Raw genomic sequence first — 16,630 nt, 5'->3', positions numbered from 1 at the left:
TGTGTCAGGATATATAGGTTCCTGAACGATTCGTTATCCACAATTGCCTGATTTATCAAAAAGTAATTTTCTAAATTGGCATTCGTTGCCATAATACGATTGCAGAGATCCTCTCCCATCGCCAATAAGAATTTTGCTGCGACTTTTGGATTTTCACTGACGATCTCCATAAAATTCTGTTTTCGTAAAGTGAGAAGACGGCACTCGGTCTTCGATTTTACCGTCGCCGAACGTGGTTTGTCCGTAAGCAACGACATCTCGCCGAAGAAAGAGGCGTCCTGAAGTTCTGAAAGCAGAAGAACCACATCACCGCGCGTCAAATACACCTCCACACGACCCGATTCAATAATATACATCTCATCGCCGGTTGTTCCTTCTTTGACGATAACCGTATTCTCCGGAACATTTCTTGCTTTCCACTTGACGAGCATCCAGTCTATTTCCTGAGGAGTCAGATATTTAAATAACTTGACCTTTGTTAAATCCTTCATAGTCCCATTCTATTCATATTTTAATAATTGTCAAGCGGTTTATTTCCGCTGATCTCCAGGGCTCAAAAGAGAAGGAATTTGCGGGTTATCACGGTGCCGTCCACCATCAAAGAGCAGAAATAGACGCCGCTTCGGGCGAATTCACCGTCGTCGGTATACCTGTTCCATACCACGGTTGAGCCGACATCAGAGTATGTTTTGATTAATCTGCCTGAAATATCAAAGATCCGCAGGTGATTCGTCTTCGGATGATGTCCGTCGTACCCCTGGATTTTTATCGTGATATTCCCGGACGACGGGTTCGGCAGAATGGAAAGTACAGAAGATTCTAAATGCGTTCTTTGATATTCTTCAGCGTATTGGGCGGCGGTGTCTTTTACGCCGACGAAGGCATCCTGGTCGCCCAATCTGGTGTCTGTCCATATCGGATGGATGTCTTCGAGCGAAGAAGCAGTGACTCCGATATACTCACCGATGAGTCCGGCTCTCTGGGCAAGGATTAACGGTTGGTCTTCAGCCGATATGTCCCGAGGTAAAGACCTGAAGCCTGCGGTGGGGTCTGAGGATACCGTGGTGATTCTTTCGTTCGCCGACCAGGTGAGTCCGCCGTCCGTCGAAGTTGTGAGATAGAGGTCCATCAGCAGATTCTGAGGGTCGAGTCTGCGGTCGAGGAAGACGACGACGATGTCTCCATCCGGTGTTATTGTGAGCCAAGGATGGAACTGGTCGCAGCCGTTATTCTGGGGATCGTCGTTTATTCTTACCTTTGTGCTCCAGGTATTGCCGCCGTCCGTGGAACGGGTAAAATAGATGTCGGTGTCGGTGTAGCCAGAACTGTAGTCCATGTATGCAACATAGATATTACCGTTGTTCGGTCCGCCTGTTATGTCGACATCCATCGCCGGAAAAGAAAATACAGTGATGCTGCCGTTTATATATCCCTGAACAAAAGAGACGTTCTGGATGACTCGATCGCTGCCGAATGTTTGACCTCCGTCTGTAGAGAGATCAAGTTTGAGTGCACCCGGTGAATAATCGAGCCATGCGACGTAGAGTTCACTGTTCGGTCCGACTGCGGGAACAGGCCACTGCACACCGGTATTGTCACTCACCGTGACCGGCCCCACAAAGGAATTCCCGCCGTCAGTGGAACGACAGAGCAAAATCTGGGTGGTGTAAAAGCGGGTCCAGGCAACATAGAGATTATTCGTGTATGGACCTCCTGAACGGTCACAGGCGATAAGCTCTTTATCTTCAAAGACCCCCGCCACTCCGTTGATTACGGTAACCGGTCCGCTCCAGCTCACACCGCCGTCGGTCGATTTATAAACGAACAGACCATTGGGTTCTGAAGTCGAATTGAAGGAAAGTATGACTGCATAGAAGTTTCCCGCGGTGTCGACAGTCAGACCCGGATCACTGTCCCAGATGTATTGCGGTTCTTCAAAGAGAGCCTGTTCCCAGGTTAATCCTCCGTCAAAGGTGTATGCATATGCGACCTGACGGTAACCCAATCTGAAATCGCGCCAGACTGCGACCATATTGGTTGTATCCTTAGGGTTCATTACAATCTGTTCTTCGTTTTGAATCTGGGAAGTGGTATCGTCGTTCAACCTTATATTGAGATAGGCGGAGTCACGCTGCCATGAAAAGGCGAAGATAAAATCGGCAGCGATAAAAAATAAAATCCCACAAAAATAAAAATACGATCTGACAGCCATTAAACCTCCTTTCGTTCACTTCCGTGTCCTTTTCTTTCTATTTTTTCTATTATAAAATATCTGCAGGCGTTGTCAATAACCTTTTCCTTCGGTCGTTTGTTTGATTCTGATTTTTTCCTCCAGGATGGTACTTACCAGAGGATCAAAGAGAAATTTTTCAATTTTGAAAGATAGATTCAAGGGCGTTTTTCCAGAAAGATATTTACCTTTAAGCTCTTCGGCATAAAACTTCTTTTGCAGGATGAAGTCCACATCGCTGAGGCCTCTGATTTCCTCGAACAGCCGGGAAATACGTTTCTGTTCAGACTTTTCATCGAACTCACCCCCCCGCGGCAGATGTCTTTTAAGCCTCTCGACGGTCTTCTCGACAAGTTGCTCTTTTTTTAAATCATAGAGCCAATCAGGCATATCATGTATTCTTGTCAGCTGAAGAACAACTCCTTCGGGATTTTCTGATTGACCGATTCTTGTCTCTCCTTTTGGCGGAATCAAACATGGGACATAATGTTCTAACTGGTACAGCTGATTGCCGTCAAGAACGGCTATGACCTCGTTGATAATGCTATCAATTGATTTATACATTTCAGCCCTGAGGGAATGCATCCTTTCCTCGGCAAGGAAAACCGCTCTTCTCAATTCGTCGGGGATTTCCTTATTCTTCATTCTGTTCTCTTTTAATCTCTTCAGGATTTCAAGAAAGAGCTCTGCATTGCTCTCGATTTCTTCATAAAACTCAGCTTTGATCTGGTCTACTTCGTGTGTCTTTTCCAGGATGAAGATCATCTGGTATTTTGAAAGTTCAAGGCCGTTGATCAGATTCAATATCTGGATTTCCCGCTGAATCTTTGTGATTTCACCTTTTGTCTGAGTGAAGAGCATCAAAAGTATCAATATCATTCTGTGACTCCTGTTAATTTTGACGTGGAACAGATATCAGATGGTTTAATATTTTATCTTGATTTTTTTGAAAAGGCAGGTATAATTTTATCAAATGGAAAAGAACTCAGTCTATAAAAGCCTGAATCGGAAAAAACCCGGTGTACTGGCATTATTTGATCCCGACCGTATCCCTGAGGAAAAGATAGGTCCGACCACGAAATTCGTCTGTGAACAGGGGGTCACGGGAATTTTGGTCGGCACCTCACTCTTGAAATCTCCGCGTTTCGATAAATTCGTCAAACTCGTCAAAGAAGACGCCGACAAACCGGTGATTCTATTTCCGGGGGGGTCTCATCAAGTCAGCCCCGAGGCCGATGCGCTCTTTTTTCTATCCATGCTGAGCAGCAGAAATCCTGAATTGCTCGTCGGAGAACAGGTCAAAGCCGTGTTTCTTATCAAGGAGTACAACATAGAGGTGATTCCCGTGGTTTATCTTTTGATCGAGTCCGGCAATTATACGGCGGTGGAGTATATCTCCAACTCAAAACCGATTCCGCGTTCAAAAGCAGAGATTGCAGTCGCCCACGCCGTCGCCGGTGAATATTTCGGTATGAAGTATGTTTACCTTGAGGCGGGAAGCGGCGCAGAGAAACCTGTTCCCGTTGAGATGGTAAAACAGGTGAAACAGGCGATTTCATTACCTCTCATTGTCGGCGGCGGAATCAGAACCGCTCAGGATGCCGGGGAAATCATGAGGGGAGGAGCCGATTTTATAGTTCTGGGTAGTATTATTGAAAGGTCAAAAGAGCAATTTAAAGAAATTATGAGGAGTTTATAATGAAAATTTTGATTGTCGGCGGCGGCGGCAGGGAGCACGCCCTCGCCTGGAAATTAAGTAAGTCCAAGAAGGTGAAGAAAATTTACGCGGCACCCGGAAACCCCGGTATTGCTGAAATAGGGGTCTGCGTAAATATTCTGGCCAGTGATATCAAAGGACTGGTTCGCTTTGCCAAGGAGAAAAAGATTGATCTGACCGTTGTGGGACCGGAAGTTCCTTTGGCTCTGGGAATCGTCGATGAATTCAACCGTGAAGGGTTGAAGATATTCGGGCCGAACAAGAACGCAAGCCGGATCGAGGCGGACAAAGCCTTTGCCCGTGATTTTATGTATCGTTTCGGAATTCCCGCACCGACATTCAACATTTATGAAACCGCTGCTGAGGCGTTGAAGTATACAAAGAAGATAAATAAATATCCGGTGGTGGTCAAAGCCGCCGGCCTTGCCGGAGGCAAGGGCGCGTTCATCGTCAATTCGCGGAAAGATTATGAAAAGACGATCGATGAAATTCTGGTGCAGCATCGTCTCGGTGAAGCCGGAAAAAGGATCGTCGTGGAGGAGTTTCTTACGGGTCAGGAGATGTCGGTATTCGTGCTCACCGACGGCGTGACAATAGTTTACCTTCCTTCTTCCCAGGATCATAAACGACTTTACGACCGGAACCGGGGACCGAATACCGGCGGGATGGGCGCCTATGCTCCGTATCCCACCAATCGGCGCGTTGCGAATATAATCGAACAGGTCATTATCCAGCCCACCGTGCTTTCTTTGAGGGATCAGGGGATTGATTATAAAGGTGTTCTTTACGCCGGTCTTATTATTACTTCCTTGGGTCCGAAGGTGCTCGAATTCAACTGCCGACTCGGTGATCCTGAAGCCCAGGTGATTCTACCGTTGATCGAAAGCGACCTGGTTGAATCTTTCTCTGCGGTGGTCGACGGAAAACTTTCAGATATTGAAATAAAGACGAAGAATCACTGGGCGATTTGTGTAGTACTTGCATCCGGCGGTTATCCTTTTGACTACCGGGTGGGAGAAGAGATTGAGTTCAGAGAGAAACTTTCCGCAAAGACACTCCTTTTTCATGCCGGGACAAAGAGAGAAGATTCAAAGCTCGTCACTGCTTCAGGCAGGGTCCTTAATCTGGTGGTTACGCATGAGAACCTGAAGATTGCCAAGCAGAAGGTTTATAAAGAAATCAAGAAAATACATTTTAAAAATATGTATTACCGTAAAGACATAGGCAATTCGGGTATGAAGAAGATGAAACGAAAGAGGCGACGATGAAGGTGTGGATCTTTATGGGCAGTAATTCAGACAGAGAAATAATGGCACACGCCGAAGAGGTTTTAAAGAAAGAAGCTGTGCCGTTCGAGACATTCGTGCACTCGGCACACAGGGAACCCGATAAGATCAGAGAACTGGTGAAAGGAGCGAAGGAACAGGGGGTTGTAGCCATCATCGCCGGCGCCGGACTTGCCGCACACCTTCCCGGATTCATCGCGTCATTGACCGACATTCCGGTTCTGGGTGTGCCGTTGTCGGCTTCAGGATTGGGCGGTCTCGATTCCCTGCTCTCTATCGTTCAGATGCCACGCGGTGTGCCGGTGGCGACGTTCGCCATCGGGAAACACGGCGTGATAAATGCAGCCCTTTTCGCAAGCCGTTTATATCATCGATTGGAAAACGGATAACAGGATACCATCCTGTAATTTATGCTGATCAAACTTGAACATAAACCCCGATTATATAATGAAGTCACAAAGATTCTCAAACAGGGCGGCATCGTGGTCCTTCCTACAGATACAATCTACGGATTTGCCGTGGACGGAACGAATGTCCGGGCAGTAGAAAGATTGCGTGAGGTCAAAGGACGCGGACAGAAGCCTTTTACGTTTTTTTTATCACGCAACAGGATCGCCGAGTATGCGCGGATCGTCAAACGTAAGATCATCGAGTATTTCATACCGGGACCGCTCACCGTGATTTTGAGGAAGCACCCTGAAAAGTCCCTTCCGTTTGTGGAAGATAAAATCGGTTTACGGATTCCCCATACTGATTTCGTTATTCAACTTTTAAGCCGATACGAGGCGCCGCTTGCTGTAACGAGCGCCAATTATTCCGGAGATTCACCAATTAACTCGGCGTCGGAGATAGCAGAGCGGTTTCCTGAAGTTGAACTTGTGCTCGACGGCGGTGCCCTGTCGTCGCGACCATCAACAGTGATTGATTTGACTGCTACACCGCCGGTCGTCAAAAGAAAAGGTGTAATCCCCGTGCTCGAAATAGAAAAGGTCCACGGCGGCATTGTTCAGCTCGCTGAAGGATTGAAGTTCAACGTATTGTTTGTCTGCAGCGGTAATACGTGTCGGAGCCCCATGGCTGAGGCGCTTCTCAAGACAATGGTGAGTGAGGAATATTGTACGGTGCAGTCCGCAGGGATTCTGCCGACCCAGGGAATGGCTGCATCACAATACAGTCGTGAAGTTGTTGAGGAATTCGGCGGGTCACTTGAGAAACATCGTTCCCGGCAGATAACCGATTCCCTCATTGAATGGGCTGACATTATCTTTGTTATGGGCTATAAACATTACGACCACATTCTGGACATCTCTCCCTCTGCGGCAGTCAAGACCTTCCTCCTCAAAGAGTACAAAAGAAGGGTTAAGTACAATGAAATATCAGATCCCGTTGGAAGAGACCGCAGTGCTTATGAAGCCGCAGTCCGGGATATGCTTCCTTCTCTCAAGTTGATCGCACGGGACATTAAAAGGCGTTTTAGATCGATATGAAGGTGATCTTAGCGGGTTTTAACGTAGACGTCGATGCATTGAAACAGCGTGGTAAGAAGAATATTATATTAACTCCGGAGTCAATCTCAGCCGCCTATGCCCGGATAAGCCGGAGCCCGAAATCAGTGGAAGAGTTGCGTGAAGACGCACGCCGGGAGGTCAACAAAGCCCGCTTTTCAAACAAACGTATAATCTTCGGGATGGGCCATCATTCAGTAGCCGAACATGCGGTCTTTAACTTTGACGTCATCGGCGTTTCACGTCTGGCAGTTGAAGAACTCGAAAGCTACCGTTTGTGTTCGTATACTGAAAAGTCCCAGCGTTACGTTACCTTGAAAGGAGATTTTGTAATTCCTGAGAGATTGAAAAACTCTTCACTTGAAGATGATTTCACATCGATGGTCGAGCTTCAGAATAAATTTTATAAGCATCTTTTCACCAGAATCACGCAGTACAACATCGACCACGCAGAACACCCGCCGAAGAGCCGAAGGGAATACAGATTACTTGAAAATCTGGCAAAAGAAGATGCACGTTACATCCTTCCTCTTGCCACGCAGACCCAGGTCGGGGCGACGATAAATGCGCGCAATCTCGAACTGATGATCAGACGGTTTGCGTCATCCGGTCTAGAGGAAATAAAGACGCTCGGAAGGAAGTTTTTCGAACTGGTGAAGGATATCGCTCCGTCGATTGTGCTATTCTGCAGTGCAAATGACTACGACCAGAAAACATACCCGGAACTCCGACGTTATGCCCGAAAATACAGTTTGAAATCAACCGGTTCCCGAAAAACCAGGGGCGTGAGATTGGTTGATTACACCCGGGACGCCGATGATAAAATTCTTGCGGCGCTTCTGTTTCGTTCAAGCGGTATGGACTATGCCGCCTGTCGTCGGACCGTACGAAAGATGACACGTAAAGAGAAGAATGAACTTTTTAAAAAGGCATGTCGATATGTGGAGTTATACGACACCATGCTCAGGGAGTTTGAATATGCCCGGCTTACCTGTGAAATGGTGATATCAGCCGCCGCTTTCGGACAGATGAAGCGCCATCGGCTTGCAACCATTGTGTGTCAGGGATATGATCCGAATCTCGGAGTCACCATTCCTGATTCAGTGAAAAAGATCGGTGAGGTGAAACGGTTTACAGAGATAGTCAAGCGCACTGAAATGGTGTATAAAAAAATAGAACGCAGGTTTCCCGGAATCGGCCGATACATTCTCACCAATGCCCATCAGAAGCGGATTCTTATGGCTATGAATTTGAGGGAACTTTATCATATTTCACGCCTGCGTGAAGACCCGACCGCCCAGTGGGACATACGCGGTAAGGTTAAAGAGATTTCAGCCCTGGCGAAGAAGATAATGCCGATAACAACCCAATTGCTCGGCGGAAAAGAGGAATATCCTCTTTTATATAAAAAACTTTTCGGTAAATTCCCCAGGGTTAAAAAAGTTCCTGAGTTGTAATTCAATTGACAAATATAATGAAGTTGTTATAATATGAAGTATTAAAAGGAGACCATTATGCTGTTACTGTTAATTTTATTTAGTCAGTGGAACGACGACAATATCGAAGCGAAGCATCTGCAATGCATTCCCCATTTCCAGTATGTACGTGCGGAATCCCTCCATGAATACGATGTCCTCAAATACGAACTTGACCTGCATCTGCCGATGACCGAAAGGAGTCTTCAGGGAGTGAACAGAATCGCCTGCCGCAGCAGGGTCGATAACCTCAACACAGCGGTGCTCCACAGCCGCACTTTAACCATTGATTCGATTATGGTCGACGGTGTAATCACCACATATTCATCGTCCGGAGAATCTCTTATCGTTGATCTTCCCCAGACCTACAACACCGGTGATTCGTTCAACATCGAAATAGGTTATCACGGTTCCTGGAGTGTGAGCAGTTATCAGACAGGACTTGTTTACTATCCTGAAAATTACAACTCCAGTACCAAACATTCAATCGCCTATACCCTCGGTGAACCGTGGGATGCGCGACGCTGGATGCCGTGCTATGATGAGCCTTATGATAAAGCTGATTACGGCTGCATCATTTCGGTCACGGTGCCGGATACATTTGTGGTGTGTGCAAACGGTGAGTTGGTCAGCGTGACGAATAATCCCGACACTACGGTCACTTACACCTGGCAGGAAGATTATCCGATTGTCACCTATCTGATGCATTTCGGGGTGTCCAGATACTCGGTATGGTCCCAGTGGTATCATTCGCCTTCAGGAGATTCCGTCGAGATCAGACATTTTGTCTGGCCTGAAGACTCAACCCAATCAGTTACTTCGTTTGTTCACCTGCTTGATGCAATGTTCCTCTTTGATTCATTGTATGGAGCATACCCTTTTAATCGTTACGGACAGGACGTCGTCTATCCATTCGCCTGGGGCGGTATGGAACATCAGGAGATGACCACGATCCACCGCAATTGGGTCGTCAATCAGTCGGAAAACGGAATGGCGCACGAACTTGCTCATCAATGGTGGGGGGATATGGTCACCTGTGTCGACTTTCGGGATATATGGCTTAACGAAGGATTCGCCACTTACAGCGATGCGAACTACAACTGGTATCGGTTCGGACACTCAAACTTCATCAGCACCATGCAGACCCGGCTTCAGTACTACTTTCAATCCGACGCCGCCTGGCGTCATCCTATTTATGACCCGCCCAGCGGTGAGTTGTTTGACTACGGTTACACCTACTGCAAGGCGTCGTGGGTGCTCCACATGCTGCGGTACCTGAACCAAGCTTCTTTTTTCGATGCGATTCAGACTTACCGCGATTCCTTTGAATACGGTACGGCGAACACCGAGGATTTGAAGAGCGTTTTTTCCCGGACCTATGGTACGGACCTCACCTGGTTCTTTGATGAATGGGTATACGGTCAGGGACATCCTGAATATGAAATTTACTGGTTCTGCGAACCGGCAGGGAATAATTTTCTCTTTACGACGAATATCTATCAAATCCAGACGAACGCCCCACCTGTCTTTCATATGCCGGTTCAGATCATGCTCCATATGACATCAGGGGACACCCTCGTCGATATTTCAATAAACAGTTCTCCTGAACATGCCGAATTTACGGTATCGGATTCCGTCACCTCCATTGATTTTGATCCTGATTACTGGTTGATAAAGAAATATAATATCTATTATGGAATCGAAGAGAACGTCGGAGCAGAACCGGTTTATAATGATATTTTCTTTTCAGCCAATCCCGCACACAATCCAGAGATTACTTATGTGGTGAACCAGTACGGTGAAGTCCGCCTCACCCTTTATGACATAACAGGCAGAGTGGTCAAAAGACTTGATGGAGGGCTGAAGACACCGGGACGCTATTCGGTTCGGCTGCAAAATCTGCCGTCGGGTGTCTATTTTTGCAGACTGGAAACGTCGGTGAACGAAAGGGTGAAGAAACTGGTGGTGCTTTTTTAAAAAATCGATTTTCCTGCGACGACAGTTATTTCAAAAAGAGTCGCTTTTCCGCTTCAATTCTTCAATCTTCTTCAACAGCGAATCCCGCAGTTCTTGTTTGTTCTTTTTTACACTCCCTTTTAAGAGTTCAACCGCCCACATATAATATTTTACGGCAGTGTGGCTTGCATAATTCGCCGCGGCGTTGTCACCCGCTTGGATGCAGAAACGCACTCCTTTGTCCTGGTTCCGCGCCCGATAGTAGTGGAACGCCAGAATGTCCACGAAGCGACGTTCTTTGTCTTTACTCCTTTCTTTGATTCTATCACCGATTCTGGTGTGCAGTTCTGCAATGTCCCTTCTTGATGCGGCTTTTTCATATATCGCATTGCGGCTTATTTCATCACTGAATTCAATCCTGTCGTCACTGTATCTTACCAAGCCGATGTTACTGATTTCTTCTATCAACCCTATGATCTCTCCGGGTGGATAACCGGTTATCTCATGGATGATCGCGATGTCAAACCACCCGATGACACTGGCGACTTCCAGGACGTTCTGGGCTTCTTTTTTCAGGCTCAGGTATTTAGCGACGGCGATTTCCGTAATGCTTTTGGGAACAATACCTTTTTCAGGTTCGATGAACCGCCACCTATCTTCTTTTATAATTAAATTTTCATCAATGATTAAGCCGCTTATTACTTCCTCAATATAAAAAGGATTACCGCCGCTCCAGTGTACGATGTACTCAACAAGCTCATCTTGAGGTTCTTCTCCGAGCAGCGAAGCGATGATCTCCTTTACCTCAGGTTTTGCGAAAATGTTTAGTGATATTTCTGTGATTTCCACGGTATCCCGAATCGAGGTGATGAGGTTATTGAGCACTTCTGTTTCTTCGTCGGTTCTGAAGATAAAGACGAACGTTATCGGCTCACTCTTCAACGTGCGGATAAGATACCTGATAATATGTGCTGATCCCTGGTCGATCCATTGAAGGTTGTCGACGACGATAATCTTCGCCTGTTTTCCCCTTCCGATCAGTTCTTTGACACCTTCGTAAAATTTGAATTTGTCGATCATTATATCCAGACCGCGGTCCTCTTCAGTGAATTCTCCGGCTGCTTCGGGAACCAGTTTTCTTATCGCGGTGCGATATATCGGCTTTAAGTGTTTCAGGATATTTTTTCCCTGCTTTTCTATCTGCGCCTTAATCAATTCCCTTATCGGATAATATGCTACGTAATCAGCCAGGTATGAACAGTCGCCCCAGATGACTTCCCGCTGTTTGATCTCATCCAGCACTTCTTTGATCAGACGGGTCTTGCCCACGCCGACATTCCCTTTAATCAACAAAACCCTGATTCCTTCATGCTGTTCTGTCAGAAGTTGTTTTAATCGAGATCTTTCCCGGGTTCTGTTTATAAAGGCTTTTATCGGCAGTTCAATCTTTTTCTTCATACCTTCAGATTATAATTTAGTAAGGCAATAAGTCAACAATTAACTTGACATAATCTCTATTCATATTATAATAACTTAATGATTTTGTAACCAAAAACCCACTGGTGATTGGTTCGGATAATGAAAGGAGGAAGGTATGAAAATCACTTCAATGTTATTACAACCCGACCAGGATAAAGTCGGTTTTGTAAAGAGAACCTTGTTGAAGACAATAATCTCTTTCATCGGAGGTTTTTTTCTCTGGTCGGTAATTCATGGTTCTGCCGCCGCTGCAACATACACCGTAACAAATACAAATGATACGGGCAACGGCAGTCTCAGATGGGCGATGATTCAGGCGAACACCAATCCCGGCGCAGATATCATCAATTTCAATCTTCCGGGCGCCGGTGTTCAAACGATCTATCCTTTATCTCAGCTTCCCGTGCTCACCGACACAGCGGGCGTTTTCATCGATGGATTATCACAACCCGGTGCATCCGCGGGTTCTAATCCGCCGTCGAGCTGCACCCTTATGGTGGAGATCAACGGCGCCCACGCGGGTCCTGCCCACGGTTTCTGGATTTTTTCTTCGAACAACACAATCCAGGGATTGGTCATTGACAGTTTTGAGCAGCACGGTGTCAGAATTCAGGGGACGCCCAGCGGGGCATATGGGAATGTCATCACCCTGAACTTCGTCGGCATGGATCCGTCGGGTACTGTTATTCGAAGAAACGGATGGAATCAAAGCCGTTATTGGGGCGGCATCTACATCGAGGTCGCAGCCGACACCGTCGGTTTCGCTTTCGACAACATTATAGATATGAATCTCGTTTCCGGGAATTACGCCGAGGGCGTCGGGATATCAAGCTGTCCGCCCGGTGATGTCTATAACAATCAGGTCTTTAACAACTATATCGGGACCGATTATACCGGAACCCAGGATTGTGGTAATGTGCACGACGGTGTCTATATAGGTGAAGGTGCTCATGATAATATAATCGACGGCAATCTCATTTCAGGAAACGATTTTGAAGGTGTCTGTGTGATCGGCTATCCTCCCTTAGGATGGAATTCATATGCGAATATAATCACCCACAATACAATCGGTTTGGATATCAATCTAACCGCACTTCCCAATACCATGGACGGTGTGAGTATCGGACAGTACGGCAACATCTATCAGGGCGGGTATGCCAGCGGCAACGTGATCGACAGTAACACGATCGCCTGTAACGGCCAGAACGGTGTTTCAGTGTGGGAGCATCAGAACACCAATGCAAACTGCGACCATAATCAGATAACCATGAATAGTATCTACAACAACGGCGGTCTGGGTATTGATTTGAATGACGACGGAGTGACCGTGAATGATAACGGTGATCCAGATACGGGTTCCAATGAAGAGGTTAATTTTCCAGTGATTAACAACGCCCGCTACTTTACCACTCCTTCCCAGACAGTAATAGACGGAACGATCGATATCGACACCGATCCGACCCAGGCGACGATCGAGGTCTTTAAAGCCCTTGCAGATCCTTCGGGCTATGGTGAAGGGCAGATCTATCTCGGTTCGACGACCGCGGATGCGGTCGGTAACTGGAGTATAACCGTGACGGGATTGAATGTAGGAGACGACGTAACCGCAACGACGACCGATCTGAATTTCAATACCTCGGAGTTCTGTCAGAACATTGCGGTCGTTCTGGGAATCGATGAAGAGAATTCCGCAGCGCCGCCCTACGTCCAGACTTTAATCAAGAGTTCTCCGAATCCTTTTTCAGTAAAAACGGTCATTAGGTACAGCATACCCCGCACAGGTCGGGTGAAATTCAGTATCTACGACATTTCCGGAAAACGGGTGAAGGTTTTGAAAGATGAGGTGTGTGCACCGTCAGATTATTCGGTCTGCTGGGATGGTGCGGATGAGCATGGTGAAGAGCTGCCTCCAGGTATCTATTTTTGTCGATTAAAAACCGCTGAATCCAGCATCACGGAGAAGTTGATAAAGACTGAATAGTTAAAGAGTTAAAGGCAATCCTCTTGACGAACGACAAAAAATCAGTATAATTTAAAATGGATACCATTAAAAAAATCAAGTACAAAGAAGGTCTCACCTTTGACGACATTTTATTAATTCCACAGTATTCAGAAACTCTGCCCCGTGATTGTGTGGTTTCCACCTATTTTTCACGCCACATCAAGTTGAATATTCCCCTGGTCAGTGCGGCGATGGATACGGTGACGGAATCGGCGATGGCGATAGCAATCGCCCAGGAAGGTGGAATCGGTGTCATTCACAAGAATATGCCGATCGACGAGCAGCAGCTTCAGGTGCGAAAGGTCAAACGCGCCGAGAGCGGTATGATACGCAATCCCATAACTGTTTACGAAGAGTCTCCGATACGGGTCGCCCGGGAGTTGATGGATAAATACGGCATATCAGGCGTCGTCGTCGTAAATAAAAACAAACGGCTTGTCGGCATTTTGACCAACCGCGATATCATATTTGAAAAAAATCTGAATAAAAAAGTCTGTGACATAATGACACACGAAAAGTTGATAACCGCACCTGAGGGAACGAGTCTTGAAAGGGCACAGAGGATATTGAAGAAGAACCGTATTGAAAAGTTGCCTATAGTCGATAAATCTGGAAGATTGAAAGGCTTGATTACAGTGCGTGACATCATCAAGAAGATGGAACATCCGTATGCCACTGTTGATAAGATGGGCAGATTGCGCTGTGCCGCAGCCATCGGAATTGACAAAACGACCATAGAGCGGGCTAACGCCCTGGTCGAGGCAGAGGTCGACGCGCTTGTCATCGACACCGCTCACGCCCATTCCAAGAGCGTCATAACAATGGCGGCACGGATTAAGAAGCTTTTTCCAAAAGTCGAGCTCATCGTGGGAAACATCGGCACAATGGAAGCGGCGAAGGAATTGATGAAACTGGATATCGACGGCGTGAAGGTCGGTATCGGACCCGGTTCAATATGTACGACACGGGTTGTCGCGGGGATAGGAGTTCCTCAGGTCACGGCGATCTGTGAGTGCGTCGCGGTCACCCGAAAAGAGAACATTCCGATCATCGCCGACGGTGGAATCAGATATTCAGGAGACGTCGTCAAGGCGCTGGCGTGTGGTGCATCAAGTGTCATGATTGGAAATCTTTTCGCCGGCACTGAAGAGAGTCCGGGTGAAACCATTCTACTTGAAGGAAGAAGGTATAAGGAGTATCGGGCAATGGGTTCTTTGGGTGCGATGCCCAGAGGTTCTGCAGACCGCTATTTCCAGGAATCCGCCAAGAAGTTTGTTCCTGAAGGTGTGGAAGGTCGGGTTCCTTACCGCGGTCTGGTCAAGGATGTTATCTTTCAGCTCGTCGGCGGTTTGAAAGCCGGTATGGGATACTGCGGAGCGAAAGACATCAAGACCCTGCAGAAGAAAGCACAGTTCATAAAGATAAGTCCGGCGGGTCTCAGAATGGGACATCCCCATGACATTACAATCACGAAAGAAGCTCCGAATTATGAAATTAGAGGAGTATAGCGAGGCATTCACCGCGATCGGCCCTTATTACGACACCCTGATGTCTTTTGTGAACTATTCTTCCTGGATACTCTATATCGAGAAGATTCTCGAGCTCAACAGGATAAAAGAAAAGAGGTTGTTTGACCTCGCCTGCGGGACGGGTGTCTGTCTTGAACTGTGGGTTAAAAAGGGGTTCAGGGTGATCGGGTTGGATAAGTCACTGACAATGCTCAGGGAGTGCAAAAAACGTTTTGAAAATTTTAAAGATGTTTATATAATAAACGGTGATATGATTGAACTTCCGGTTAATATAAAGATTCCGATTGTGACGTGTCTGTACGACAGTCTCAATTATCTGTTGTCTGAAAAGGACCTTGCCAGAACTTTCCGGAATATTTATGAAATTTTGGATGAAAACGGTATTTTTATTTTTGATATGAATACCATCCACTGCTTGCGTGACGAATGGGGCGACAATACATATTATCGCCAGGACCGTAATATCAATTCTGTGTGGTCGAATAGTTTTGACCGTTCCACTTCGATCTCTTCTTTAAGAATAACCCTCAAAATCAAAGAGAACGGAAACATCCGGACAGTTAAAGAGTACCATCGTGAGCGCGGTTATCCGCTCTCTTTCATCTCACGACTTCTTTCAGAAGCAGGATTCAGGGCTTCTCTGTACCGTCACCTTACCTTTAAGCCAGCGTGGGAGAATGATTTGAGGATAATGGGGGTGGCGAGAAAATGATAATAGCGGATCTCCATATCCATTCACGCTATTCACGGGCGACATCAAAGGAGATGATTGTTCCGAAGATTGCAGAATATGCGAAGTTAAAGGGTATTGGAATGGTCGCCACCGGAGATTTCACCCATCCGGAATGGTTGAAAGAGCTCAAGAATTATCTTGAAGAAGCCGGCGACGGAATATACCGGTATGGAGACATCAAGTTTATACTGAACGTGGAGGTGAATAATATCTACACCAAAAAGGGAAAACTCCGTCGACTCCATAATTTGATATTCGCACCGGACTTTGCGACAGTGGGGAAGATAAACAGTTATCTGCAGAAGTACGGAAAACTCGAAGCCGACGGCAGACCGATATTATCTCTTGATACCTATGAGATGTTCAAGGCGCTGCTTGACATTTCATCGGATATTTTTCTCATCCCTTCTCATATCTGGACGCCGTGGTTTTCACTATTCGGCTCTAATTCAGGATTTGATTCGGTTGAGGAATGTTTTGAGGACTTGAGTGATCAATTTTTTGCGGTCGAGACAGGCCTTTCTTCTGACCCGCCGATGAACTGGCGTTTGTCCAGTTTGGACAGATATACCCTTGTTTCCAACTCAGACGCCCATTCTCCGACAAGACTCGGTCGTGAGGTCAATGTTTTCAGTGAAGAACTGAATTATTTCCAGCTGCGGGACGTGCTGAAGAACAAAGATAAAGAGAAGTTTTTATACACGATTGAGTTCTATCC

General features: G+C 46.6%; 14 protein-coding genes. 10 read left to right on the top strand and 4 right to left on the bottom strand.

The genetic code is table 11. The features are described from left to right. From ENI34_00480 to ENI34_00470, 3 genes are all read right to left on the bottom strand, one after another. A partial coding sequence (locus ENI34_00480; GenBank protein ID HEC77602.1) for a cyclic nucleotide-binding domain-containing protein occupies nt 1–491 on the bottom strand: 491 nt, incomplete at its 3' end. A gap of 62 nt (nt 492–553) precedes the next feature. After that, nucleotides 554–2,212 (bottom strand): T9SS type A sorting domain-containing protein, encoded by a 1,659-nt coding sequence (locus ENI34_00475; GenBank protein HEC77601.1) that lies wholly within the window; start codon nt 2,210–2,212, stop codon nt 554–556. 72 nt (nt 2,213–2,284) lie between these two features. Then, complete coding sequence (locus ENI34_00470) at nt 2,285–3,109, bottom strand: hypothetical protein (protein HEC77600.1); 825 nt, start codon at nt 3,107–3,109, stop codon at nt 2,285–2,287. Nucleotides 3,110–3,203: 94 nt separating this feature from the next. Here ENI34_00470 and ENI34_00465 point away from each other — a divergent pair, with 94 nt between their 5' ends. The 6 genes from ENI34_00465 to ENI34_00440 are packed head-to-tail and all read left to right on the top strand — an operon-like array spanning nt 3,204 to nt 10,190. Beyond that, complete coding sequence (locus ENI34_00465) at nt 3,204–3,929, top strand: geranylgeranylglyceryl/heptaprenylglyceryl phosphate synthase (protein ID HEC77599.1); 726 nt, start codon at nt 3,204–3,206, stop codon at nt 3,927–3,929. Then, on the top strand, nt 3,929–5,215 hold the full coding sequence (gene purD, locus ENI34_00460; GenBank protein ID HEC77598.1) for a phosphoribosylamine--glycine ligase: 1,287 nt from the start codon (nt 3,929–3,931) through the stop codon (nt 5,213–5,215). The genes ENI34_00465 and purD overlap by 1 nt, the downstream gene beginning before the upstream one ends. After that, nucleotides 5,212–5,622, top strand: a complete 411-nt coding sequence (gene purE, locus ENI34_00455; GenBank protein ID HEC77597.1) for a 5-(carboxyamino)imidazole ribonucleotide mutase — start codon at nt 5,212–5,214, stop codon at nt 5,620–5,622. Before purD ends, purE begins: the two co-directional genes overlap by 4 nt. 21 nt (nt 5,623–5,643) lie before the next feature. Next, on the top strand, nt 5,644–6,720 hold the full coding sequence (locus ENI34_00450; protein HEC77596.1) for a threonylcarbamoyl-AMP synthase: 1,077 nt from the start codon (nt 5,644–5,646) through the stop codon (nt 6,718–6,720). Further along, nucleotides 6,717–8,195 (top strand): FAD-dependent thymidylate synthase, encoded by a 1,479-nt coding sequence (gene thyX, locus ENI34_00445; GenBank protein ID HEC77595.1) that lies wholly within the window; start codon nt 6,717–6,719, stop codon nt 8,193–8,195. Before ENI34_00450 ends, thyX begins: the two co-directional genes overlap by 4 nt. A 57-nt stretch (nt 8,196–8,252) precedes the next feature. Next, nucleotides 8,253–10,190 (top strand): T9SS type A sorting domain-containing protein, encoded by a 1,938-nt coding sequence (locus tag ENI34_00440; protein HEC77594.1) that lies wholly within the window; start codon nt 8,253–8,255, stop codon nt 10,188–10,190. A 30-nt stretch (nt 10,191–10,220) separates the two neighbouring features. Here ENI34_00440 and ENI34_00435 read toward each other — a convergent pair whose 3' ends face one another. Further along, on the bottom strand, nt 10,221–11,627 hold the full coding sequence (locus ENI34_00435; GenBank protein HEC77593.1) for a hypothetical protein: 1,407 nt from the start codon (nt 11,625–11,627) through the stop codon (nt 10,221–10,223). Nucleotides 11,628–11,763: 136 nt separating this feature from the next. Here ENI34_00435 and ENI34_00430 point away from each other — a divergent pair, with 136 nt between their 5' ends. The 4 genes from ENI34_00430 to ENI34_00415 form a co-directional block, all read left to right on the top strand. After that, the gene (locus tag ENI34_00430; protein ID HEC77592.1) at nt 11,764–13,629 is read left to right on the top strand and encodes a T9SS type A sorting domain-containing protein; all 1,866 of its coding nucleotides are present in this window, start codon (nt 11,764–11,766) and stop codon (nt 13,627–13,629) included. 56 nt (nt 13,630–13,685) lie between these two features. Next, nucleotides 13,686–15,158, top strand: coding sequence for an IMP dehydrogenase (gene guaB, locus ENI34_00425; GenBank protein HEC77591.1), 1,473 nt, complete (start codon nt 13,686–13,688; stop codon nt 15,156–15,158). Further along, on the top strand, nt 15,106–15,891 hold the full coding sequence (locus ENI34_00420; protein HEC77590.1) for a class I SAM-dependent methyltransferase: 786 nt from the start codon (nt 15,106–15,108) through the stop codon (nt 15,889–15,891). The genes guaB and ENI34_00420 overlap by 53 nt, the downstream gene beginning before the upstream one ends. After that, the coding region (locus ENI34_00415) for a DNA helicase UvrD (protein HEC77589.1) at nt 15,888–16,630 on the top strand (743 nt) is incomplete at its 3' end. The genes ENI34_00420 and ENI34_00415, both read left to right, overlap by 4 nt.

It is taken from the genome of candidate division WOR-3 bacterium, assembly GCA_011052815.1.
Taxonomy (GTDB): domain Bacteria; phylum Hydrothermota; class Tepidihabitantia; order SM23-42; family SM23-42; genus DRIG01.
This window is presented reverse-complemented; position numbering and strand designations above follow the sequence as displayed.

Coding starts and splice junctions, on each gene's coding strand:
- purE (HEC77597.1), top strand. CDS start 5,212: ATGAAGGTGTGGATCTTTATGGGCAGTAATTCAGACAGAGAAATAATG.
- ENI34_00470 (HEC77600.1), bottom strand. CDS start 3,109: ATGATATTGATACTTTTGATGCTCTTCACTCAGACAAAAGGTGAAATC.
- ENI34_00475 (HEC77601.1), bottom strand. CDS start 2,212: ATGGCTGTCAGATCGTATTTTTATTTTTGTGGGATTTTATTTTTTATC.
- ENI34_00435 (HEC77593.1), bottom strand. CDS start 11,627: ATGAAGAAAAAGATTGAACTGCCGATAAAAGCCTTTATAAACAGAACC.
- purD (HEC77598.1), top strand. CDS start 3,929: ATGAAAATTTTGATTGTCGGCGGCGGCGGCAGGGAGCACGCCCTCGCC.
- ENI34_00450 (HEC77596.1), top strand. CDS start 5,644: ATGCTGATCAAACTTGAACATAAACCCCGATTATATAATGAAGTCACA.
- guaB (HEC77591.1), top strand. CDS start 13,686: ATGGATACCATTAAAAAAATCAAGTACAAAGAAGGTCTCACCTTTGAC.
- ENI34_00465 (HEC77599.1), top strand. CDS start 3,204: ATGGAAAAGAACTCAGTCTATAAAAGCCTGAATCGGAAAAAACCCGGT.
- thyX (HEC77595.1), top strand. CDS start 6,717: ATGAAGGTGATCTTAGCGGGTTTTAACGTAGACGTCGATGCATTGAAA.
- ENI34_00420 (HEC77590.1), top strand. CDS start 15,106: ATGACATTACAATCACGAAAGAAGCTCCGAATTATGAAATTAGAGGAG.
- ENI34_00430 (HEC77592.1), top strand. CDS start 11,764: ATGAAAATCACTTCAATGTTATTACAACCCGACCAGGATAAAGTCGGT.
- ENI34_00440 (HEC77594.1), top strand. CDS start 8,253: ATGCTGTTACTGTTAATTTTATTTAGTCAGTGGAACGACGACAATATC.